Source organism: Burkholderia arboris (assembly GCF_902499125.1).
GTDB classification, from domain to species: Bacteria; Pseudomonadota; Gammaproteobacteria; order Burkholderiales; family Burkholderiaceae; genus Burkholderia; species Burkholderia arboris.
On the sequence record NZ_CABVPX010000030.1, the window covers coordinates 76,062 to 97,569 of the forward strand.

The 21,508-nt window shown below is 67.4% G+C and carries 20 protein-coding genes; 11 read left to right on the forward strand and 9 right to left on the reverse strand.

Annotation, left to right across the window (positions count from 1 at the left end; all coding sequences use genetic code 11):
* Window positions 1–219 precede the first annotated feature (219 nt).
* From BLA15945_RS29125 to BLA15945_RS29150, 6 genes are all read right to left on the reverse strand, one after another.
* Window positions 220–1,188, reverse strand: a complete 969-nt coding sequence (locus BLA15945_RS29125; RefSeq protein ID WP_059240856.1) for an amidohydrolase family protein — start codon at window positions 1,186–1,188, stop codon at window positions 220–222.
* A gap of 1 nt (window position 1,189) precedes the next feature.
* Window positions 1,190–2,137 carry a YncE family protein gene (locus BLA15945_RS29130; RefSeq protein WP_059238071.1) on the reverse strand — a complete coding sequence of 316 codons (948 nt, stop codon included), beginning with the start codon at window positions 2,135–2,137 and terminating at the stop codon, window positions 1,190–1,192.
* Between the two features lie 43 nt (window positions 2,138–2,180).
* Window positions 2,181–3,473 (reverse strand): MFS transporter, encoded by a 1,293-nt coding sequence (locus BLA15945_RS29135; protein ID WP_174994006.1) that lies wholly within the window; start codon window positions 3,471–3,473, stop codon window positions 2,181–2,183.
* Between the two features lie 126 nt (window positions 3,474–3,599).
* Window positions 3,600–4,517 carry a dihydrodipicolinate synthase family protein gene (locus BLA15945_RS29140; RefSeq protein WP_059238067.1) on the reverse strand — a complete coding sequence of 306 codons (918 nt, stop codon included), beginning with the start codon at window positions 4,515–4,517 and terminating at the stop codon, window positions 3,600–3,602.
* An 8-nt stretch (window positions 4,518–4,525) separates the two neighbouring features.
* On the reverse strand, window positions 4,526–5,698 hold the full coding sequence (locus BLA15945_RS29145) for an L-rhamnonate dehydratase (RefSeq protein WP_059238065.1): 1,173 nt from the start codon (window positions 5,696–5,698) through the stop codon (window positions 4,526–4,528).
* Window positions 5,699–5,757: 59 nt separating this feature from the next.
* On the reverse strand, window positions 5,758–6,813 hold the full coding sequence (locus BLA15945_RS29150; protein WP_059238063.1) for a 4-hydroxythreonine-4-phosphate dehydrogenase PdxA: 1,056 nt from the start codon (window positions 6,811–6,813) through the stop codon (window positions 5,758–5,760).
* A 115-nt stretch (window positions 6,814–6,928) separates the two neighbouring features.
* Here BLA15945_RS29150 and BLA15945_RS29155 point away from each other — a divergent pair, with 115 nt between their 5' ends.
* The gene (locus BLA15945_RS29155; protein ID WP_174994007.1) at window positions 6,929–7,876 is read left to right on the forward strand and encodes a LysR family transcriptional regulator; all 948 of its coding nucleotides are present in this window, start codon (window positions 6,929–6,931) and stop codon (window positions 7,874–7,876) included.
* Between the two features lie 354 nt (window positions 7,877–8,230).
* Here the strand turns inward: BLA15945_RS29155 and BLA15945_RS29160 are convergent, their stop codons facing one another.
* Entirely contained in the window at window positions 8,231–9,502 is a 1,272-nt protein-coding gene (locus BLA15945_RS29160; RefSeq protein WP_174994009.1) for an MFS transporter, read from the reverse strand.
* Between the two features lie 183 nt (window positions 9,503–9,685).
* Here BLA15945_RS29160 and BLA15945_RS29165 point away from each other — a divergent pair, with 183 nt between their 5' ends.
* On the forward strand, window positions 9,686–10,372 hold the full coding sequence (locus BLA15945_RS29165; RefSeq protein ID WP_174994010.1) for a hypothetical protein: 687 nt from the start codon (window positions 9,686–9,688) through the stop codon (window positions 10,370–10,372).
* 33 nt (window positions 10,373–10,405) lie between these two features.
* Here the strand turns inward: BLA15945_RS29165 and BLA15945_RS29170 are convergent, their stop codons facing one another.
* A complete protein-coding gene (locus BLA15945_RS29170; RefSeq protein ID WP_059238053.1) occupies window positions 10,406–11,491 on the reverse strand; it encodes an ATP-binding protein in 1,086 nt (361 codons plus the stop codon).
* A complete protein-coding gene (locus BLA15945_RS29175; protein WP_174994011.1) occupies window positions 11,488–12,225 on the reverse strand; it encodes a response regulator in 738 nt (245 codons plus the stop codon). The genes BLA15945_RS29170 and BLA15945_RS29175 overlap by 4 nt, the downstream gene beginning before the upstream one ends.
* Window positions 12,226–12,664: 439 nt before the next feature.
* Here BLA15945_RS29175 and BLA15945_RS29180 point away from each other — a divergent pair, with 439 nt between their 5' ends.
* From BLA15945_RS29180 to BLA15945_RS29220, 9 genes are all read left to right on the forward strand, one after another.
* Window positions 12,665–14,149 (forward strand): flavin monoamine oxidase family protein, encoded by a 1,485-nt coding sequence (locus BLA15945_RS29180; RefSeq protein WP_174994012.1) that lies wholly within the window; start codon window positions 12,665–12,667, stop codon window positions 14,147–14,149.
* A 10-nt stretch (window positions 14,150–14,159) separates the two neighbouring features.
* Window positions 14,160–14,819, forward strand: a complete 660-nt coding sequence (locus BLA15945_RS29185; protein ID WP_174994013.1) for a c-type cytochrome — start codon at window positions 14,160–14,162, stop codon at window positions 14,817–14,819.
* 35 nt (window positions 14,820–14,854) lie between these two features.
* Entirely contained in the window at window positions 14,855–15,532 is a 678-nt protein-coding gene (locus tag BLA15945_RS29190; protein WP_059238046.1) for a hypothetical protein, read from the forward strand.
* 76 nt (window positions 15,533–15,608) lie between these two features.
* Entirely contained in the window at window positions 15,609–16,229 is a 621-nt protein-coding gene (locus tag BLA15945_RS29195; RefSeq protein WP_174994014.1) for a TetR/AcrR family transcriptional regulator, read from the forward strand.
* Between the two features lie 243 nt (window positions 16,230–16,472).
* The gene (locus tag BLA15945_RS29200; RefSeq protein WP_059238042.1) at window positions 16,473–17,306 is read left to right on the forward strand and encodes a phytanoyl-CoA dioxygenase family protein; all 834 of its coding nucleotides are present in this window, start codon (window positions 16,473–16,475) and stop codon (window positions 17,304–17,306) included.
* Between the two features lie 17 nt (window positions 17,307–17,323).
* Window positions 17,324–17,737 carry a RidA family protein gene (locus BLA15945_RS29205; RefSeq protein WP_059238040.1) on the forward strand — a complete coding sequence of 138 codons (414 nt, stop codon included), beginning with the start codon at window positions 17,324–17,326 and terminating at the stop codon, window positions 17,735–17,737.
* A 215-nt stretch (window positions 17,738–17,952) separates the two neighbouring features.
* A complete protein-coding gene (locus tag BLA15945_RS29210) occupies window positions 17,953–19,317 on the forward strand; it encodes a DUF1329 domain-containing protein (protein WP_059238038.1) in 1,365 nt (454 codons plus the stop codon).
* 85 nt (window positions 19,318–19,402) lie between these two features.
* The gene (locus tag BLA15945_RS29215) at window positions 19,403–21,247 is read left to right on the forward strand and encodes a DUF1302 domain-containing protein (RefSeq protein ID WP_174994015.1); all 1,845 of its coding nucleotides are present in this window, start codon (window positions 19,403–19,405) and stop codon (window positions 21,245–21,247) included.
* A gap of 55 nt (window positions 21,248–21,302) precedes the next feature.
* Window positions 21,303–21,508 (forward strand): hypothetical protein (locus tag BLA15945_RS29220; RefSeq protein WP_174994016.1); only part of this gene is annotated, 206 nt, incomplete at its 3' end.

Genomic DNA, 21,508 nt, shown 5'->3' on the forward strand with positions numbered 1-21,508 from the left:
ACCCGTGTCTCCTTGATTCTGCTTGTTCGAATACCGTCGATGACGGCAGGACTCATGGTGTGACGGCGGCGATGCGGGCACCACATCAAAAGAAAACGCGAACCGATACTTTTTGCTCAGGGTCGGTCGTGCGATGCACAAAATGTGTCGGTCGGGCGCGTGGCGTGGTGCGCCGCCCGACCGACAGGAGGGGCGGGGAAGGGAGGGGAAGGCGGGGCGCTAGCCGCGCGCCGGCCGGTGCGGCGCGTCGGGCGCGATCCGGTAGACGCGCAGCGCGTTGTCGTGCCAGATCGCACGGCGCGCGGTGTCGTCGAGATGCGCAATCGCGCGGGCGAACGTGCGCAGCAGCACGGGATAGGTCACGCGCAGCCCGGCCACCGGGAAATTGCTCGCGAACAGGCAGCGCTGCCAGCCGAAGATCGCGATCGTGTCGCGGACGATCCGCGCGTTGTCGGCGTCGTTCCACGCCGCGTCGCGCAGGCCGAGTTCGGAGATCTTCACGGTGACGCGTGGCAACGCGGCGAGCGCTTCCATGCCGCTGCGCCAGCGCGCGAGCCCGGCTGCCGAGCGGTCCCACGGCAGGCCCGCGTGTTCGAGCACGACGTCGACGTCGGGGGCGCCGGCAAGCAGCGCGGCCGCTTCGCCGAGATGCCAGAACGGCACGCGCAGGTCCCAGGTCAGGCCGTGCGCGGCGAGGCGCTCGAGTGCGGCCGGCCAGCGCGAGTCGTGCAGCGTGCCGGGCCCGTCGATCGACGCATCCGGCGTGGCCGCGGTGCGCGGCTTGAAGCGCACGCCGCGCACGCGCGGCCACGCGGCCTGTTCGGCGAGCCGTTCGTCCACGTCGCCGGCCAGCAAGTCGACCCACGCGACGACGGCCGACGGCAGCCCGTGCGCGGCGGCGACGTCGTGCAGCCAGCGCGTTTCGGCCAGCGCCTCGTCGTGCGCGCGCTCGGCCTCGACGTGCACGCTGGCGACGATCGGCGCGTGTTGCGCCGCGTGCCGGAATTCGTCGACGCCGAAGTTGCGGCACAGCGCCGCGTAGTCGCCGAACATGAAGCGCGCCGGATCGTATTGCGCCTGCAGCCACGGGTAGTGCGCACCCGCATCGAGCTGCCACAGGTGGTGATGCGCATCGACGAGCGCATCGGGCAGGCCGTCGATGTCGTCGGGCGACGAACCGTCGTGCATGTCAGCGCGCGCCGGCGAGCACGTACGACGCATCGGGCTCGCGTAGCGTCGCCAGCGCACCGACGAAGCGCCACGTATCGAGATCGAGTTCGCGCACGTAGTCGTCCTGGAACGACACGTACGCGACGCGCCGCGACGGATGGAACGACAGTGCGGTCGGGTTCGCGGGCAGCGCGATGCGCTCGATCTCCTCGAGCTGCCGCGCATCGAACACCGAGATCGACCGTTCGCCCGAATTGGTCAGCAGCAGCAGGTCGCGGCCGTCCGGCGCGCTCGTCCGGTAGATGCGGTTCGGATCGCTGCGTGTTTTCACGCGGCGGCCGCAGGTCATCGTTTCCGTGTCGATCTCGACCAGCGTGTCGTCGCCGCGATTCGCGACGAACAGCGTGCGCTCGTCGCCCGACAGCGCATTGCCCTCGGGGCGCGGGCCGGGCATCACCGCGCGCGGCGCGACCGTTGCGTCGCGCGGATGGAACTGCGTGACCGTGTTCGACAGCAGGTGCACGCCGTAGGCGCGGCTCGCGTCGCGCGTGAGCGTCACGAGGTGCGTCTTCACGCCGCCGGACGGCACGGCCATGTTCGGCACCGGCTGCCGCGTCGGCTCGTCGAATACGAGCAGCATGTCGTGTGCCTCGCTCATCGCGTACAGCCGGCCGTCGCGGTCGGCCGCCATCCCGTGCGGCCGGTAGTACGGCCACAGGTCGAGCATGCGCGTGTGCGTGCGCTCGACGAGGTCGATCTCGGCGATCCGGTGATCGCCTTCATGGCCGCGCGACCACGCGGTTTCGATCCCGAAGATGCCGACGTACGCGTGACGCTCGTTCGCATCCACGGTGAATTCGTGCGGGAAGTTGGGCAGCACGATGTGCTTGAGCGGCGCTTTCGTGTCGAGGTCGTAGAAGCTGAAGGTGTGGGCGCATTTCTGCACCAGCAACAGGATGTCGTTCATGGTGAGTCTCCGTCATGTCGTTCGCAGTCCCGCGTATCCGGGGTCAGTCCTCGCAGCGCTTCGGCAGCGTCATCGCGAGCAGGCCGGCCACCGCGAGCGTGACCGCGAGGCTGTAGACGCCGGCCGCCGCGCTCACGTGCTGGGTCAGCACGCCGACCGCATACGGGCCGCAGAAGCCGCCGAGATTGCCGAGCGCGTTGATCAGGCCGCGCGCACTGCCGGCCGTCTCGACGCTGCAGAGCTTCGGCGGAATCGCCCAGAACACGCCGGCGGCCGCCTGCAGGAAGAAGCCGCAGCCGATCAGGAACGTGAACGACACGGCCATCGACCCGTGCGTGAGCACCGACAGCGCGAGGCACGCGGCGAAGCCGACGAGCGGCAGCAGCACGAACAGGCGGCGCTTGCCGGTCCGGTCAGACCAATACGACGTGACGAACATCCCGATCACCATCGCGACATACGGCAGCATCGCGAGCAGGCCGATCTTGCCCATCCCGCTGTGCGTGAGGTTTTTCAGCAGGGTCGGCAACCACATCGTATAGCCGTAGATGCCGACCTGATAGCAGAAGTTGATCGCGATGAGCAGCCAGATCGTCGGGTTGCGCAGCATCTCGCCGAACGATGCGGCCGCCGGCGTGCCGGCCGCGCGCTTGCGCTCCTGCTCGTCGCGCAGCGCGTCGAGGATGTATGCCTTCTCGCGGGGCGACACCCAGCGCGCGGTCTCCGGGCCGTCGTCGGCGAACATCATCCACGCGACCAGGCACAGCAGCGACAGTGCGCCCGCGCTGAAGAACAGGTGACGCCAGTCGTACGCGGCGAGGATGAAGCCGGACAGCGGCGCGGTGATCATGCCCGCGAGCGGCACGAACATGATGACCATTGCGTTCGCACGGCCACGCTCGCGATCGGGGAACCAGTGGCTGACCATCGTCAGCACGACGGGCAGCATCCCGCCTTCGGCCACGCCGAGCATGAAGCGCAGCGCCAGCAGTTGCCAGGTGTGCGTGACGAGACCGGTCAGCACCGACAGCACGGCCCAGCTCACGAGCGACCACGCGATGAAGGTCTTGCCGCTGCCGAGCGCCGCGCGCCGGCCGCCGGGAATCTGCAGGAACAGGTAGCCGAAGAAGAAGATGCCGCCGGCGAGCCCTGCCATCGTCGCGTCCATGCCGAGATCGGCGTTCATCCCGCCGGGCATCGCGAACGCGATGTTCACGCGGTCCATGTAGGAAATGATGCAGGCGAGCAGCAGCGGCGGAATCACGCGCAGCCAGCGGCGGCGCGGAATGGCTTCGCCGGCTTCGTATGCCGGGGTGGCGGGGGTCAACAGGGTCATGGCGTCTCCATCCAGTTTGGGTCGTCGGCCGCGGCGGCCATCTGACGGGCCGCTGTCTTGCCGTGGCGGGCCGGCCGGTGCCGGCCGCCGATGCGCGGCGCCCGCGCGCCGCACGTACTTCCGGTATTAGCGCCCCCAGCGCAGCACGAGCGGGTCGAGCCGCCGCGCCGCGTCGAGCAGGCCCGCCCGCACCTGCGGATGCAGCTCGGGCCACGGCGCGCGCGGCTGGTCGCACGCGATCACGCCGCCTTCCTTCATCAGCGCCTTCGCGGTGAGGAAACCCGCCTGGCGGTTCTCGTAGTTGATCAGCGGCAGCCAGCGCGCGTACTGCTCGCAGGCTTCGTCGCGGCGGCCGGCGAAATACGCGTCGGTGATCCGGCGAATCCCGTCCGGATAGCCGCCGCCCGTCATCGCACCGGTTGCGCCGGCATCGAGATCGGCGAGCAGCGTGATGCCTTCCTCGCCGTCCCACGGCCCCTCGATCGCGTCGCCGCCGAGCGCGATCAGCTCGCGCAGCTTCGACGCGGCGCCCGCCGTCTCGATCTTGAAGTACGACACGGCATCGAGCTCGCGTGCGAGCGACGCGAGCAGCGACGCCGGCAGCGCGACGCCGCTCGCCGGTGCGTCCTGGATCATCAGCGGAATGTCGAGGCTGTCGGCGACTTCGCGGAAGAACGCACGCACCTGCGTTTCGGGCACGCGGAACGTGGCGCCGTGGTACGGCGGCATCACCATCACCATCGCCGCGCCGAGCGCCTGCGCCTGCCGGTTGCGTGCCGCGCAGAGCCGCGCGCTGAAGTGCGATGTCGTGACGATCACCGGCACGCGGCCCGCGACGTGCTCGAGCGTGGTGCGCGTGATCAGGTCACGTTCGTCGTCGCCGAGCGCGAACTGCTCGGAGTAGTTCGCGTGGATGCAGAGGCCGTGCGAGCCGGCATCGATCATGAAGTCGAGGCAGCGGCGCTGGCCGTCGAGATCGAGCGCGCCGTGCGCGTCGAAGATCGTCGGTACGACCGGAAAAACGCCCTGGTAGCGTGTTTTCATGGCCGGCCTCACTCGACGATGTCGAACTGGTCGAGGAATTCGGTCTTCAGCGTGAGGCCGAGGCCCGGTACGTCGTCGCGCAGCTGCAGGAAACCGTTCTCGGCCACCGGCTCGCCGTCGAAGATGTAATAGAACAGCTCGTTGCCGACCTCGACGTCGAACATCGGGAAGTACTCGCTCATCGGCGACGCGAGCGTGCTCATCGTCAGGTGATAGTTGTGCATCTGGCCCGCATGCGGAATCACCGGCACGCTGTACGCCTCGCACAGCGCGTTGATCTTGTGCGCCATCGTGATCCCGCCGACACGGTTCGTGTCGTACTGCACGACCGACACGGCCTTGCGGTCGAGCAGCTGCTTGAAGCCGTACAGCGAGAATTCGTGTTCGCCGCCGGAGATCGGGATGCGCGTCAGCTGGTTCAGCTCCGCATAGCCGTCGATGTCGTCGGCGATCACCGGTTCTTCCAGCCAGCGCGGCTGGTACTTCTCGAGCTTCGGCAGGATCCGCTTCGCGTATTCGAGGTTCCAGCCCATGTAGCACTCGAGCATCAGGTCGTTGTCGTAGCCGATCACCTCGCGGATCGCCGCGACCGACTTCAGGTTCTCGACCACGCCCTGCTGGCCGTGCGCGGGCCCGTAGCCGAAGCGCATCTTGAACGCGCGGAAGCCCTCCTTCAGGTACTGCTGCGCCTCGTCCTGCATCGCCTTCAGGTCGGTGCGGTAGAGCTTCGAGTAGTAGCAGGGGATCTTTTCCTTGGTGCGGCCGCCGAGCAGCTTGAACACCGGCTTGCCGACACTCTTGCCGAGGATGTCCCAGATCGCGATGTCGACCGCCGAGATCGCCGCCATGCCGATGCCCTTGCGGCCCCACGCGTGGGTCGCGCGGTACATCCGCTGGTTCAGGTATTCGTAGTCCCACGGGTCCTGGCCGATCACGAGCGGCGCGAGGTACTGGTCGATGATGACCTTCGCGACGTGCGGCGCGAGCGCGACGTTGCCGAGGCCGACGATGCCGTCGTCGGTCTCGACCTCGACGACCGTCCACGCATGGAAACGGAACGTGCTCATCGTCTCCTGCGGCGCGTACAGCAGATCCATCGCGTTCGAACAGAAGTTGCCCTGCGGCGGGACGGTCTTGCCTTTCCACTGGAATACGCGTGCGCGTACGGACCGGATTTTCATGGCGGTGTCTCCGAGAGTCGGTGTTGTCGTGTGTGAAAGGCGGGCGGCCGGCTTGGCCGTCACGCCGAAACAGCGGGGGTGCGGCGCGCGGCGCCCATCCGGCAGGCGATCTGCAGCGCCTGCCAGGTCGCGCCGACGTCGGCGGTGCCGCGGCCCGCGATGTCGTACGCGGTGCCGTGCGCGGGCGTCGTGATCGGCACGGGCAGCCCGCCCTGCACGGTCACGCCGCGCGAGAAGCCGAGCAGCTTGATCGCGATCTGCCCCTGGTCGTGGTACATCGTGACGATCGCCTGGTAGTCGCCGGCCTGCGCCTTCAGGAAGATCGTGTCGGCGGGGAACGGGCCGTGGAACGGCGCGTCGGTCGGCCAGTCGCGCGCCTGCAGCTTGCGCACTGCCGGCTCGATGATGTCGACTTCCTCGCGGCCGCAGCTGCCGCCGTCGCCGCCGTGCGGGTTGAACGCGGCGATCGCCACCTTCGGCGCCGCGACGCCGTTCGCGAGCAGCGACCGGTAGATGAGTTCCGACGCCTGTTCGATCCGCTCGATGCTCAGGCAGCCGGCCGCGTCCTTCAGCGGGATGTGCGACGAGATACGCGCCGTCCACAGTTCGCCGAGCGTGTTGAATTCGCAGAAGTAGCCGGTCACGCCGAGCGCTTTGGCGAAGTGGTGCAGCTCGTCGTCGTGGCGCAGCCCGCCGAGCTTCATCGCGTACTTGTTCAGCGGCGCGAAGCAGATCGCGTCGATGTCGCCGGCCAGCGCCGCGTCGAGGCACTGGTCGAGCACGGCGAGCGTCGAGCGGCCGCCGGCCGCGCCGGGCTGGCCGGCCGTGACCTGCGCGGGATCGATCGTGTCGACTTCGACGAACGCGGCGCGCGCGGCCGACGGCCGGCCGCGCACGGCGGCCAGCGACGCCACGGGCTCGACGTCGACGGTGACGCCCGCGACGCGCTGGCCGGCTTCCCACAGCCAGCGATCGCCGATCAGCACGAGATTCGCGCGGGCGGTGGCGTCGGGGCGGGCGAGCAGTTTCGCGATCAGTTCGGCGCCGATGCCGGCGGGGTCGCCGAGCGTCAGCGCGACGACGGGCAGGGTGGCGGCGGTCGAGGAGGTGTTCATGCGGTGTCTCCGGTGGCGGCGCGTGGCCGTTCGTGTATGGGGTTCATGCTAGGTAGACGGAATGAGTCGGTAAATTGAAAACTCTTGATGAATCGATAACCTGGAGTAATCAAAGATGGGCTCGATCGACCGACGAGACTCGACCCCGCAGTTGCTGAACCGGCTGCGCATGCGCCAGATCGCGTTGCTGCTGGCCGTCGACGAATGCTCGACGCTGCGCGCGGCCGCCGAGCAGATGGGCCTCACCCAGCCGGCCGCGACGAAGATGCTGGCGGAACTGGAGAGCGCGCTCGGCCAGCGGCTGTTCGATCGCGTCGGGCGCGGGCTTGTGCTGAACCCGGCCGGCGAGCGCGTGCTCGGCTATTTCCGCGGGATTCGCGGCAGCGTGGAAGCGTTGAATCGCGAGCTCGGCGAACTGCAGCTCGGCAGTGCCGGGCGGCTCGCGATCGGCAGCATCATGGCCGCGTCGCCGGGGCGGCTCACCGAGGCGCTGGTGCAGTTGAAGGCGCGTTATCCGCTGCTCGCGATCGACATCGCGGTCGATACGAGCGACCGGCTGATGCCGCAACTGCGCGAAGGCGTGCTCGAAGTGGTGATCGGGCGCAATGTCGGCACGGATTGCGATTTCCGCGTGGTCGACGACGAGGCGCTCGCGATCATCGCGGGCCGCGACCATCCGCTGGCGGGCGCGGGGCCGGTGGCGTTCGATGCGCTGCTCGATTACGCGTGGATCGTGCAGCCGGCCGGCAGCCCGGCGCGTGAAGTCGTCGAACGCGAATTTCGCGCGCACCACCGGCCGATGCCGCGCGGGCTCGTCGAAACGGGCTCGATCCTGACGACGATGAACCTCGTCGACCGCTCGTCGATGCTCGGCGTGATTCCGCTGACGGTTGCGCAGCGCAACGCGGAGCACGGGCTCGTCGCGATCGTCGATTACACGCTCGAGCTGAAACTGCCGTCGTACGGCAGCATCGTGCGGCGCGACCGGCCGCTGAGCGCGCCCGCGCAGCAGTTTCTCGCGCTGTTTCATCACGACGGAGCCGAGGATGACGGCGACGCGTAATGGCGCGGTTTGCCAGCCGAGGCGGCCGAGCCAGCCGCGTCGGCCGCGCTGGCCGAACCAGCCGCGCTGGCCGAATCGGCCGAACAGGCCGAATCAGCCGAGCAGGCCGAATCAGCCGAGCCAGCCGAGCCAGCCGAGCCAGCCGAGCCAGCCGAGCCAGCCGAGCCAGCCGAGCCAGCCGAGCCAACCGAGCCAACCGAGCCAACCGAGCCAACCGAGTCAACCGAACCAGCCGAACCAGCCGAACCAGCCGAGCAAACCGAGCCGGTCATGCGCCCGCATCGCGGAACGCGATAAAACGTGATGGCGCCGCCGGCGAGACGGGGGAGGCAGGCGAACCCGAAGCGAAAGGCTTCAGCGCGCCGACGGCGCGGCGGGCGCGTCGGCGAGCGACGGCATCGATTCGGACAGCGTGCGATCGGGGCGAATCCGCAGCGCGGCGACGATACCGATCAGCAGCATCGCGACCGAGCCGATGAACGGCACCGTCCAGCTGCCGGTGCGGTCGACGAGATAGCCGAACAGGATCGGCGACAGGATCCCCGAGATCGCGGAGCCGGCGTTCATCATCCCGCTCGCGATGCCGGCGTGGGTCGGCGCGATGTCGCTCGGCACGGCCCAGATCGGCCCGATCGTCAGTTCGAGGCACAGGAACGACCCGGACAGGCACAGCGCGACGCCGGCCGTCGAGTGGACGAACGCGAGCGGCAGCAGGCAGATCAGCGCACCGGCGAAGCTCGTGACGATCACGCTCTGGCGCGACAGCGCGAGGTTGCCGGTCTTCCGGTAGATGCGGTCGCAGAGCCAGCCGCCGAGTGTGTCGCCGACGACGCCCGCGAAGAACACGCCGGACGCGAACAGCGCGGTCGATTTCAGGTTCAGGCCCTGGCCGTTGAGGAAGAACGTCGGCAGCCACGTGAAGAACAGCCACGCGGTCCAGCCGTAGCAGAAGTAGACGAAGATGGTCGGCGCCATCCGGCGGAACAGCGGCCCCCACGGCGTCGGGCCGGACGGGGCGGCAGGGCGGGCGGTGCGCGCGCGGCCGTCGTCGTCGCCGAGCGGGTGCTCGCGGAAACCGACGATCCACCATGCGAGCCATACCACCGTGACCGCCCCGATCACGAAGAACGCCGCGCGCCACGACAGCCACGTCATCAGCGCGGCGACGATCGGCGGCGTGACCGCGTTGCCGAGCCGCGAGAACGAATGCGTGAAGCCCTGCACGACGCCGCGCCGCTCGCGCGGAAACCAGTGCGTGATCGCGCGGGCCTGGGCCGGCAGCGTCGCGCCTTCGCCGATGCCGAGCAGCAGGCGTGCGGCAAACAGCAGCCCGAGGCTGTGCACGAGCCCGGTCGTGAAGGTGGAGACGATCCAGATCAACCCGCAGCCGATCAGCGTGATGCGGGCGCCGAACCGGTCGGCGATCCAGCCGCCGCCGATCTGGCAGATTGCATACGAATACGCGAACGCGGAGAATGCGACGCCAAGTTCGGTATTCGACAGGCCGAGTTCGGCCTTGATCGCACCGGCCGCGGTCGCGAGGTTGACGCGGTCGACGTAGAGAATGAACGAAAGCGCACACAGCAGCCACAGCGTGTGGCGCCGTTGACGGTGATCGTTATGCATGTGTCTCACTCCATTTTCGTGCGCGGCGTTGCAATGACGCGGCGTTCACGGGCGAAGCCAGCATCGCGCGGCGGCGGAGACACTGTCTAATGAATCTTTGGGATCAATCGATAACCGCAGGTATTCATTCCTGTTTCAGCCACGCCGGAACCACAGACGCAACGCAACACCACGGGTGAAGAATTGACCGACAACGACGAACTTTCGCTCCGCCGGGAGAGCCGCTTCTGGCAGCTCGCGCCGGTGAGATGGTGGATCCGCGGGCACGGCAGCGACGGCTATTCGTTCCGTCTGCTGCTGCACCCGCTCGTGCTCGTGTGCGTGCTCGAATTCGTCTGCATGATGTTCGAAGCGCTGTACACCAGCATCGCCGTCAGCGCGGTCGCGACGCTGTTCCTCGGCTTTGCCGGGTTCTACGGCGCGCAGCGCGAATGGCTGATGACGTCCGTGACCGCGCGCGCGCTCGTGAAGGCGCGCATGAAGAAGGCGGCCGAGCGGTTCTCGTCGCTCGGCGTCGGCGCGACCGTGCTCGCCATCTTCGTTGCCGCGACGTCGCTGTCGCTCGTGATGTCGGGCCAGCCGGTGCTGGACAGCGTGTCGAAGGATGCCGTGTCGATCTTCATCGCGCTGGTGTTCCTGCCGGTGTACGTATCCGGTGCGGTGCGCAAGCTGGCGATCGCGCGGATCGAGGAACTGGAGGCGCTGCGTCACGCGACCGTCGGCACGCGGCTGAAATTCGACCGGGCCGGCGCCGTGCGCGCGGTGGTCGTGCAGGGCGCGGCCGGAAAAGGGACGGTATCCGTGATGGAGTACACGGTGCTCGGGTTCAGCCCGCCGCTCGAACAGGTCGGGCGTGAACCGCGCGCGTGAAGGTGTAAAGGTTTAAAGGTGTAAGGGTGCGCGTTACGCCGGGAACCGTTCGCTGTCGGGCGCCGGCGCGAGGTTGTCGGGCCACTGCACCTCGAACCGCGTGCCGCCCGCGCCGGTCGGTGCGCAGAGGGCTTCGCCGTGATGCGCGTGCGCGATCGCCGCGACGACGGCGAGCCCGAGGCCGGTGCCGCCGGGTTGCGTATCGTCGACGCGCCGGAACGCCTGAAACACGTGCGGTGCGAAATCGGCCGGGATGCCGGGGCCGTCGTCCTCGACGCGCAGCCGGCACATGCCGTTTTCGATGCGCGTCTGGATCCGGATCGCGCCGGGCACCGCATGGCGGCGCGCATTCTCCAGCAGCGCCAGTAAAGCCTGGCGGATGCGGACCGGGTCGCAGCGCATGCGCCGCGGGTCGAGATCGAGTTCCGGATGCTGGCCGGCGGCCTGCAGCGCGTGCGTGAACACGTCGACCACGGCGCGCACGTCGGCAGCGAGATCGGTGTCGCGGATCTCGATGCTGAGGTGCCCGCTGTCGGCGAGGCTGACCACGCGCAGATCTTCGATCAGCCGCGTCAAGCCTTCGACCTGCGTGAGCAGGCTGCGGTACAGCGCTTCGCTCGGCGTGAACACGCCCTCGGCGAGCCCCTGCAGCCGCCCGCGCAAGACGGTGACGGGCGTGCGCAGTTCATGGGCGATCGCCGCGTTCCAGAACGTCTGTTCGTCGGTCACGCGCTGCAGTTCGCTCGCGAGCGCGTTGAAGTTGTCGGCGAGCAGCGCCGCTTCGTGCAGCGAACGGTCGCCGGCGACGGCGCGTGCGGCGAGATCGCCGCGCGCGACGCGGCGGATGCTGTCCGTCACCGAGTTCAGCGGCACGAGGATGCGGCGCGACAGGTTGACCGCGACGATGATCGCGATCAGCAGGCCGACCAGCGTGGTCGAGATGATCCACACCCACTCCGGCCCGCTCGGGAGCCAGCTCTGCGGCTTGAAGTACTCGGGCGAGTACTTGTACAGCAGGTAGTAGAACGCGTAGGCCGTCACGACGATCAGCACCGTGATGCCGAAGGCGATCGCGCCCATCGTCAGCGCGATCTGGCGGCTCAGGCCGTCGAGTTTCAATCGCCGCTCCACAGTTTGTAGCCGACGCCGCGCACGCTGGCGGGCACGCCTTGCACGCCGAGGTCGTCCAGTTTCTTGCGCAGCTTGCTGACGTGGCTGTCCACGGTGCGCTCCAGCGCGTCGCCTTCCGGCAGGCAGGTGGCCATCAGCTCGGCGCGGCTGAACACGCGGCGCGGCGCACGCGCAAGCTGCGCGAGCAGCTTGAATTCGGTGAGCGTCAGCACGAGCGTGTGGCGTTCGCTGCCGACTTCGACCGTCGCTTCGTGGTGCTCGAGATCGATCTCGAACGGCGCGGCGCGCAGCACGCGCTGTTCTTCCTGGCGCGAGCCGGCCATCGACCGGCGCAGCACGGCCTGTGCGCGCGCGACGACTTCGGCCGGGTTGAACGGCTTGACCACGTAGTCGTCGGCGCCGATGCGCAACCCGGTCAGCTTGTCGATGTCCTGGTCGAGCGCGGTCAGCATGATGACCGGCGTGTCGCCGCGATGGCGGATTTCGGCGAGCACTTTCCAGCCGTCGAGGTGCGGCATCTGCACGTCGAGCAGTACGAGGTCCGGCTTCAGCGACAGGTGGAGTTCGAGCGCGCGGCGGCCGTCGGCCGCGTGCACGGTGCGCAGGCCGTTGCGCGCGAAGTACGCGATCAGGATCTCGGCGATCTCGGGTTCGTCCTCGGCGATGAGGACGAGCGCTTGCGCGCCCTGGCCGGCGCCGGGAGATGAAGAAAATTCGGGCATGGCCACTCGTTCAGATCCATCGGGGTTCCATCGAATCGCCATACTACCGTACGACCCGTTCCATCGAACGAAGGCGGGCGCAGCGCGGCCGTTCCGGCGCGTGCGCGATGGCTTTCCGCAACTTTTCGGAATCGTCGCAATACGCGGTGCGACAGGGGAATACCCTGTCTTTTTTTTTCAATCCTGTTTTATGTATCATGACCTATCTTTTGCAACATGTACTAATTAAGGGTGCCGGAAAATCCTTATCGGGACAAGGCAGTACGGCACGTGATCAGGCAGGCAGGCGAACCGGATTCGCGCGCCCGATTCGGGGCGGGCCGGCGGCAGGTGTAGCCGGATCGGGATCGCATCCCGTTGTCAGATTCCGCGCGAGCGACGGCCGCGTGCCGCCGGGGCGGCCGCCGCTCGCGCCATTTGCAGGCGGTACCCACACATCATGTCCAGGAAGTCATCCATCAGCGGAGCGGCCGACCTGCAGCGCAGGCAGTGGCTCAAGGTCGCGGGCGCGTCGGTCGCGGCGGGCGGGCTGGCACTCGGCGCCGCACGGGCGAAGGCCGACGCGGCGCCGGCCGCCGGCCATGACGCCGGCGTGCTCGACGTTGCAATCGTCGGCGCCGGTCTGGCCGGCCTGACGGCCGCGCGCGACCTGCGCTACGCGGGCTGCGAATCGTTCGCCGTGCTCGAGGCGCGCGATCGGGTGGGCGGCCGCACGCTGAACTACGACGTGGGCGGCGGGTATGTGACCGAGGTCGGTGGCCAGTGGATCGGCCCGGGCCAGACGGCCGTCGCCGATCTCGCCCGCGAGCTGGAAGTCGGCACGTTCCCGAGCTATTACGCGGGCAAGACGGTCATTCTCGGTGGCGACGGGCGCGTGGAGATCGACCTGCAGGGCACGTTCGGCACCGACGAAACCGTCGCGGCGAAGCTGAGCAAGTTGTCGCGCGACGTGCCGTCCGGTGCGCCGTGGACGTCGCCGAAGGCCGGTGAGCTCGACCGGCTGTCGGTCGGCGACTGGCTCGCGACGCAGGGCATCAAGCCGGAAGACCGGATGGGCTGGAACGCGTCGATCTCGCTGTCGGGCGGCGTCGCGCCCGCGAAGATGGGGCTGCTGCATTTCCTGTCGATGATCAACTCCGCCGATTGCGATTACTCACAGCTCGACTCGATCAGGCACAGCGCGCAGGAAACGCGTTTCGTCGGCGGCTCGCAGATCCTCAGCATCCGGATGGCGCAGCAACTGGGCGACAAGGTGCGGCTGTCGTCGCCGGTGCGCCGGATCGTCGGTTGGGATCGCGACGTCGTCACGCTGGAAACCGATCGCGGCACGGTGCGCGCGAAACAGGTCGTGATGGCGCTCCATCCGGCGCTGTGCCACCAGGTGCAGTTCGATCCGCCGCTGCCCGACAAGCGCCACGCGCTGCAGCGCGCATGGCCGGCCCATTCGCCGGCGCGCAAGACGGCGATGGTCTATCGCCGCCCGTTCTGGCGCGGCAAGGGATTGAACGGCCACGTCTTCCAGACCGACGGGCCGGTGTTCTGGGCTTACGACAATTCGCCGCCGGGCGGCGAGATCGGCGTGATCAACGCATTCGTGCGGAATGCGCTGATGCCGTCGGACCCGCAGGCCGCCAAGCAGATGCACATGGATCTCTATGCGCAGGCGTGGGGTGACGAAGCGCGCGCGCCGGTGTCGTACCACGATCGCGACTGGGGGCTGGCCGATCCGTGGACGATCACGTGCGTATCGGCGATCCCGCCCGGCTTCTGGAGTGCGCACGGCGACGCGCTGCGCGCGCCGTGCGGCAACCTGATCTGGTCGGGCACCGAGACCGCGACCATCTGGGCCGGCTACATGGACGGCGCCGTGCGCGCCGGTCACCAAAGCGCGCTTCAGGCGCTCAATGCGCTGCGTCGTGCTTAGGAGAGCGAAGATGAAGAAACGGATTGTGGTGCTTGCGGCGCTCGTGGCGACCGGCGCGCTGCTGGCGCTCTACGGCCCGACGCTGCTCGGCTTCTACCGCCTGCAGCGTCATATCGATACGGCCGCGCAGGCCGCCGAGGCGGACGGTGGTGCATGGCCGCGCGTAACCGACGTGTGCATGGGCTGCCACGGCGTGAAGGGTACGTCGCTCAACCCGGCGTATCCGAGCCTGGCCGGCCAGCCGGCGCAATACGTGGCCGCGCAGCTTCGCGCGTTTGCAAGCGGGCAACGTGAGAACGCGACGATGGGCCCGCTCGCGATGACGATGAGCGAAACCGAGATCGCGCATCTGGCCGGCTACTACGCGAAGCAGGTACCGGTGGACAACCGGTACTTCAAACCGGATGCCCGGCTGCGGGCGAAGGGCGAGCAACTGGTGACGGGCGGCGCGTGCGCTGCTTGCCACGGTGCGCGGTTGACGGGCCGGGCGCAGTTCCCGCGCCTCGCCGGACAGGGCTACGACTACCTGCTTGCGCAGCTCGACGCATTCGCGCAGGGATCGCGCGGCGAGGCGACCGGCACGATGCAGCGCGTCGCGCAGGCGATGTCGGCGGATGACCGGGCGGCAGTCGCGACCTATCTCGCGAGCGTCAGCCCCGGCAAACAGTGAATCATCGAAAGCAATCGACCTACGGAGTTCGAATCATGGATCACAGATCACTTGCACTTTGCCTTTCCAGCGCGACGCTTGCGATGACGACGGGCGTCTACGGTTTCAAGTTCGTCCGCAAGCGCAATTTCCTGCTCGGCTTCGAATGGTGGATCGTCACGATCTCCGCGTCCAACGCGCTGCTCTTCTTCGTGACGGAATCGCCGGTGTCGTACGGTATTTCGCACTTTCTCGACGCATTCTCGCGTGGGTTCGGGATGCCGGTCATCGCGGTCGCGGGGTTGATGGCCGTCACGCACGGCTACCGGCCGTCGGTGCGGCAGGATCTGCTGCTGTTCGTGCTCGCGGCCGTCGGCACGGTCGCGCTGGTGGCGGCCGGCTTCCTGCAAGGTGTGCTGCCGTACTTCTACGTGACGATGTGGACGCTGCTCTCGGTCTATCTCGCCGGTTTCGTGATGCGGCTGCTACGTGCCGGGCACGCGTTCCATGCGCTGACAACGACGGTCGCGCTCGTTGCGTCGCAGTCGATTGCCTGCATCTACGATTTCTACAGGATCCCGGGCGAGGACACCAACGTCGTGTTCAACTTCTACGTGCTGGCGTTGCTCACGTGGTCGTACTTCACGGTCGTGATCTATTACGCATACAGCGCGCTGGAGCGGGGGAAGGGGCGCAGTCAGGCCGGTGCCGGCGTGTTGTCGTATCCGAAATGAATCGCTGTACCGAGAAAGTGGCCGGGATGGCCGAATCGCGGACGGGCGGCTGCGGCAGGGGCGGTGGAGCGGGCCGATGGATGCGCCACGCCTGACCCGAACGCAACGGCGTGACGCGACGCGCGAACGCCTGATCGGCGCCGCGCGCACGGTCTTCGCCGAAAAAGGCTATGCGGCCGCGAGCGTCGAAGATATCGCGGCGGCGGCCGGGCATACGCGCGGCGCGTTCTACTCGAACTACCGCGGCAAGGCGGACATGCTGTTCGAACTGCTGCGGCGCGATCAGGACGAGGCCGCGGCTGCGTTGCAGCGGATCGCCGGTGCAAATGACCCGGCGGACGATATGCAGCACGCGATGCTCGCGTACTGGCGGCGGTGCATCGGGCGGCAGCCGTCGCGCCTGATGTGGCTGGAAGCCCAGCTCCAGGCGGCGCGCGATCCGCAGTTCCGCGCGCGGTTCGGTGTGTTCCTGCGTGACCGGCAGGCGCTGGCGACTGCATGCATCGACGCATACGCGGTGCGCACCGGCGCGTTGCTGCCGTTGCCCACGCAGGTGCTGGCGCTCGGCCTGACCGCACTGTGCGACGGCGTGGCGGCGTGTTGCGCGGCCGATGCACGGAGCACGGCCGATTCGCTGACCGACGCCGTGCTGGCCGGATTCCTGGCGCACACGGTGTTCGGCCGCGTGCGCGGGTGACGGAGCGGCGCAGCGGCGGCCCGCATGGTCGCAGGATTGCCGGAAGGCCGAAAGCCGATGGTCACGACGGGCCGGTCGTCTGCCGCGATGCGCGTTCGATCATGTAGACGAAACAGGGAATACCCCGTCTTTTTCTTTTCATTATTTTTGTCATGATGACCTAACATAGTCATCATGTTCTATCGAAGGGTCGGCAATGAAGATCAGCCGCCGGTGGTCGCTGGACGAATCAGGAGATTGACGATGGATGCAAAGACTCGCAGGGCGTTCTTCGAGGATGGGGCCGTGCTCATCGAAGGCGTGCTCAACGACGAACAACTGGCGCAATGCCGCGCGGTGTTCGACTGGGGGATGGAGAACCCGGGCCCGATGGCGTCGGCGTTGCTCGACGGCACCGAATACAAATCGCACAACGACAACGCGAACCCGTATGCGAAGGCGCGGCTCGACGCACTCGTCGCCACGTTGCCGTTCGGGCCGCTGTTCGCCGACCTGTGGGGCTCGAAGCACGTGTGGTACTTCGCGGAGGAGTTGTTCATGAAGGCCGGCGGCAAGAGCGCACGCTCGCCGTGGCACCAGGACACGTCGTACCTGCCGTGGCAAGGGATGCATTTCGGCAACGCGTGGATCAGCTTCGAAGGCGTGCCGAAGCGCAATGCGCTGGAGATCGTGCGCGGCTCGCATCACGGCGTGCGCCACGACGGCACGACGTTCCAGAACGCAGAAGATCCGACCGATCCGCTGCATGGCGGCAACGTCTGGCCGCGCCTGCCGAACATCGAGGTCGAACGGCGTGCCGCACCGGAGGCGTACGACATCCTGTCGTGGGAAACGAAGCCGGGCGACGTGCTGCTGCTGCATCCGGGCGTACTGCACGGCGGCGGTGCGGTCGATGCCGACTTCCCCGACCGCCACACGCTGGTGCTGCGCTTCTTCGGCGACGACGCGGTGTTCAGCCCGCTGCCCGACGAAAGCCGTTCGGGTTTTACGCCGGCCGGCGTGCTGTTCGTCGAGGAGCTTGCCGCGCTGAAGGCCGGCGATCCGTTCCGCGCACCGTGTTTTCGTCAACTCGTCTGAACCGGGAGAATTTGATCATGACGGCAACCCCCAAGCGGCAATCGATCGTACCGGCCGCATTCCAGCCGTGGTACGACGCGTACCACTTCTCGGCGGCGACGCGCGTCGGCGACACGATCTGGGTGTCGGGCCAGGTCGGCCTCGACGCGCAGATGCAGCCGGCCGACGGCGTGCAGGCGCAGGCGCAGATCGCGTTCGAATGCGTGAAGATGATCCTCGAGGAAGCCGGTGCAAGTCTCGCCGACGTCGTCGAGTTGACGACCTTCCACACGGATCTGCAGCGTGAGGCGGAGGGCTTCGCGGCGGTCAAGGACGTGTATTTCCCGAACCGCTACCCGTCGTGGACGGCGGTCGGCGTGTCGCAACTGGCACTGCCGGGGCTGTGCGTCGAGATTCGTGCGGTGGCGGTAGCCGGGTCCGGCAGGGACTGACGAGGCGAATCGAGATTTTTCCGGAACTGCATTTCATATGAATCGCAGTCCTCAAGAAGAATCGGGAAGTTGAAAGGTAGTTGGCGGGCCCCCGGCCGGAATCCCGGCCGGCCACGATCAGGGAGCGACGCCTTCGTCGGCTGACGACGGCGATCGATACGAACGCGTTTCGTCCGTGACGGGCGAGCGCAGGCGGAACGGGAAGGAGAACCGTGATGAAGAAGCATCGTTTGTGGGCCGCGTCCGCGATCGCGGCCGCTGCATGTGTCGCGATCGGCACCGCCGTCGCGGCGGACGACCTGACGCCGGCCGGCGCCGACCGTGCGGCGAGCAAGGACGGCGCGGTGCCGGCCTATGCCGGCAAGCAGTCGCCCGACGCGGGCTGGGAGTGGGGCAAGGTGCGCGGTGATTTCTGGAAGCACCGCAACGAAAAGCCGCTCTATTCGATCGACGCGGCGAACGTCGACAAGTACGCGGACAAGCTGTCGCCCGGGCAGGTCGCGCTGATCAAGCAGAAGAAGGGCTACCGGATGGACGTGTACCCGTCCCATCGCGAATGCCAGCTGCCGGATGCCGTCGAACAGAACTCGAAGGCGAACCTCACTGCCGCAAAGCTCGATTCGACCGGCGAGAACCTCGCGTCGGCGGTATTGCCGGGCGTGCCGTTCCCGCAGCCGAAGAGCGGCATCGAAGCGATCCTGAACTACGAGATGCGCTATCGCGGCGAAGGCGTCGACTGGGCGCAGGTCGCCACGACCGTTTCGCCGCGCCCCGGCAGCAGCGAATGGATCGACGCGGTCGGCCCGCAGACGTATTACTTCCCGTCGGGCAAGCTCGGCAAGACGTCGCCGCAGGATGTCGACCAGTTGAGCGCGGCCGTCTACTTCCAGATGAATTCGCCGGCCGCGCTGGCCGGCCAGGCGTTCGTGCAGCGCCAGTACTTCAACAAGGCATCGGAAACGTACTACTACTTCCCGGGCCAGCGCCGCGTGCGGCGGATGCCGGCCTATACGCACGATGCGCCGCTGATCGGCTTCGAGAACCAGTACCTGATCGACGAAGGCAACATGGTCAACGGCTCGCTCGACCGCTTCACCTGGAAGCTGGCCGGCAAGAAGGAAATGATCGTCCCGTACAACGCGTTCGGCCTGTACCGGTTCAAGAACAAGCTGCACGACGTCGCGACGCCCGACGGCCTGTCCGCTGCGAGCCGGCGCTACGAGACGCATCGCGTATGGATCGTCGAGGCGACGCTGAAGCCGAGCGCGCGGCACGTCGCGTCGAAGAAGGTGTTCTATCTCGACGAGGACAGCTGGCTTGCGCTCGTCGGCGAGGACTACGACGCGCAAGGCAAGTTGTGGAAAGTGCGGGAAAGCTACCCGATTCCGGTGTGGGAGCTCGGCGGCACCTGCGACAACGAACCGCTCGCTCAGTACGACATGATCAACGGCCGTTACGTGTTCGATGCGTCGTCGATTGGGCAGGGCAAAGACGTACGCTGGCTCGAGCAGGCCGACGAACCGCGCTTCAAGCAGGATTTTTTCACGGCGGAATCGCTGCGCTCGGTCAGCGAACGGTGACGACAACCGGCTGACGGCTGGCGGATGAAAGGACCGGCGCGCGCAACGATCGCGCGCCGGCGGCGGACAGGGGAGGAGGTGGATCATGGAACCGGCAAGATTAGTAAGGAATGCGACAGTATCGATTGCGATCGCCGGTGCTGCGACATCGAGCGCCTACGCGTACGATTTCACGGCGGGCGGCGGCGCCCTGCAGGGCTCGTGGGTGACGAACTTGACGGCCGGCGCCGGTATCCGGACCAAGAACCCGAGCTGTTCGCTTACCGGCGATCCGAATGCATTCGGCTGTGGCGCGGCGGCGAACACCAATCAATGGGGCTACGCGGACAACGGCGACCTGAACTACCGGAAAGGCCAGCCGTTCAGCACGTACATCAGCGCGACCAGCGAGCTGCTGCTGAAGATGCCGAGTGAAGGGTTGAAGTTCATGGTGCGCGGCACCGGCATGTACGACTTCCTTGCCGGCAATACGAACCGCACGCCGTTGTCGAGCACGGCGGCCGCGCAGGTGGTGTACAACGCCCAACTGCTCGACCTGTGGGCGCAGAAGGATTTCACGATCGGCGGGCGCAACGCGCACGTGCGGCTCGGCAACCAGGTGATCAACTGGGGCGAGAGCATGTTCGCGCAAAGCGGGATCAACGCGACCAACTCGATCGACGTGCAGAAGCTGCTGATTCCCGGCTCGCAGCTCAAGCAGGCGCTGCTGCCGGCGCCGATGGCGAGCTTCGCGGCCGACCTGTCGCACGGGTTCAGCACCGAGGCGTACTACCAGTTCCAGTGGAACGGCAACCGCTACCCGCCGGTCGGCTCGTACTGGTCGGTGACGAACGGCTTCGGCCGCGGCGCCGAGCCGTTCACGATCAACACGAACAACCTGAACGTGACCGGCCCGAGCGCGGGCACGATCGCCAACGCGATCGGCGGATCGGGTGCTGCCGGCAACCAGGACACACTGAATGCGATCAAGAACGGGCTCGTGAACGGCACGTACGCGGGGCCGCCGTTCAACGATATCGGCCTGCCGAGCACGACGAGCCTGCCGGCGAAATACCGGCCGCAGTTCGGCGTGAAGTTCAATTATTCGCCGCGCTCGTTCGATGCGAACTTCGCGTTCTACTACCTGAACTACACGGACAAGTCGCCGGTGCTCGCGTCGCTCGCGAACGGGACCGAGCAATGGTCGTATCTCGGCCGGCGGCAACTGTTCGGCGTCAGCGCGAACTTCGGGCTCGGGCCCTGGGCGATCGGCACCGAGCTGTCGTACCGGCCGCGCGACGCGGTCGCGCTGTCGGGCTGCTACGGGCCGGGCGGCCCGCTCGACCTGAACACGAACGGCGTGACGGGCATCGACTGCCGGCAGTGGGTCGACAAGAAGAAGTTTCAGTACGACCTCAACGGGCTGCTGGCGCTCACGCGCAGCGAATACCCGTTCCTGAAGCTGCTCGGTGCCGATTCCGCCGCGCTAACGTGGGAACTCACGTGGATCTACTACCCGGGACTGAGTTCGAGCGGCGTCACGCGCACGATCGACGGCCAGACCGTCACGCAGGTGCCGCAGACCGGCTACCTGCCTTGGCTGAACAACGGATCCGCGGCCGGCTATCCGATCGGAATGGGCCAGGGCACGTCGAGCTCGGTGGGCGCGACGATCGACTTCAACTGGACCTATGACGGGTCGCTGATTCCCGGCTGGCAGGTCACCCCGGGCGTGACGTTCTCCGACGGCCTGTACGGCTACACGCCGACCTTCACCGCGAATTACATGCAGGGTGCGAAGTCGGTGAACGTCTACGTGCTGTTCAACCAGAACCCGCCGAACTGGCAGGCCGGCATCAATTTCACTGCGTTCTGGGGCGGCCACAACACGGTGGGCCAGCCGTATGCGGACCGGAATTTCGTCGGGTTGTTCGTCACGCGGAATTTCTGACGGTGGCGGGATGGCAGGTGGCGTGCGCCACCGGAATACATGAGGGAGTAACGTCGTGCTCAATCGTCTGGTCAGTCGCCTGGAAAGGCTTTTCTTCGGTCATCGCGCGCTCGTGCTCGCGGCGATCGCGTTGTTCACCGTTGCGATGGCCGTGTTCGCCGTGCAGTTGCGCATGGATGCCGGCTTCGAAAAGCAGATGCCGATCGGGCATGAATACATCCGCACGTTCCAGCAGTACCGGAACGACCTGCTCGGCGCGAA

Excerpts from the sequence above, each read along its gene's own strand:
- BLA15945_RS29145 (WP_059238065.1), bottom strand. The coding sequence starts at position 5,698 with ATGAAAATCCGGTCCGTACGCGCACGCGTATTCCAGTGGAAAGGCAAG.
- BLA15945_RS29160 (WP_174994009.1), bottom strand. The coding sequence starts at position 9,502 with ATGCATAACGATCACCGTCAACGGCGCCACACGCTGTGGCTGCTGTGT.
- BLA15945_RS29125 (WP_059240856.1), bottom strand. The coding sequence starts at position 1,188 with ATGCACGACGGTTCGTCGCCCGACGACATCGACGGCCTGCCCGATGCG.
- BLA15945_RS29140 (WP_059238067.1), bottom strand. The coding sequence starts at position 4,517 with ATGAAAACACGCTACCAGGGCGTTTTTCCGGTCGTACCGACGATCTTC.
- BLA15945_RS29210 (WP_059238038.1), top strand. The coding sequence starts at position 17,953 with ATGAAGAAGCATCGTTTGTGGGCCGCGTCCGCGATCGCGGCCGCTGCA.
- BLA15945_RS29195 (WP_174994014.1), top strand. The coding sequence starts at position 15,609 with ATGGATGCGCCACGCCTGACCCGAACGCAACGGCGTGACGCGACGCGC.
- BLA15945_RS29205 (WP_059238040.1), top strand. The coding sequence starts at position 17,324 with ATGACGGCAACCCCCAAGCGGCAATCGATCGTACCGGCCGCATTCCAG.
- BLA15945_RS29215 (WP_174994015.1), top strand. The coding sequence starts at position 19,403 with ATGGAACCGGCAAGATTAGTAAGGAATGCGACAGTATCGATTGCGATC.
- BLA15945_RS29200 (WP_059238042.1), top strand. The coding sequence starts at position 16,473 with ATGGATGCAAAGACTCGCAGGGCGTTCTTCGAGGATGGGGCCGTGCTC.
- BLA15945_RS29135 (WP_174994006.1), bottom strand. The coding sequence starts at position 3,473 with ATGACCCTGTTGACCCCCGCCACCCCGGCATACGAAGCCGGCGAAGCC.
- BLA15945_RS29190 (WP_059238046.1), top strand. The coding sequence starts at position 14,855 with ATGGATCACAGATCACTTGCACTTTGCCTTTCCAGCGCGACGCTTGCG.
- BLA15945_RS29130 (WP_059238071.1), bottom strand. The coding sequence starts at position 2,137 with ATGAACGACATCCTGTTGCTGGTGCAGAAATGCGCCCACACCTTCAGC.
- BLA15945_RS29175 (WP_174994011.1), bottom strand. The coding sequence starts at position 12,225 with ATGCCCGAATTTTCTTCATCTCCCGGCGCCGGCCAGGGCGCGCAAGCG.
- BLA15945_RS29155 (WP_174994007.1), top strand. The coding sequence starts at position 6,929 with ATGGGCTCGATCGACCGACGAGACTCGACCCCGCAGTTGCTGAACCGG.
- BLA15945_RS29185 (WP_174994013.1), top strand. The coding sequence starts at position 14,160 with ATGAAGAAACGGATTGTGGTGCTTGCGGCGCTCGTGGCGACCGGCGCG.
- BLA15945_RS29150 (WP_059238063.1), bottom strand. The coding sequence starts at position 6,813 with ATGAACACCTCCTCGACCGCCGCCACCCTGCCCGTCGTCGCGCTGACG.
- BLA15945_RS29180 (WP_174994012.1), top strand. The coding sequence starts at position 12,665 with ATGTCCAGGAAGTCATCCATCAGCGGAGCGGCCGACCTGCAGCGCAGG.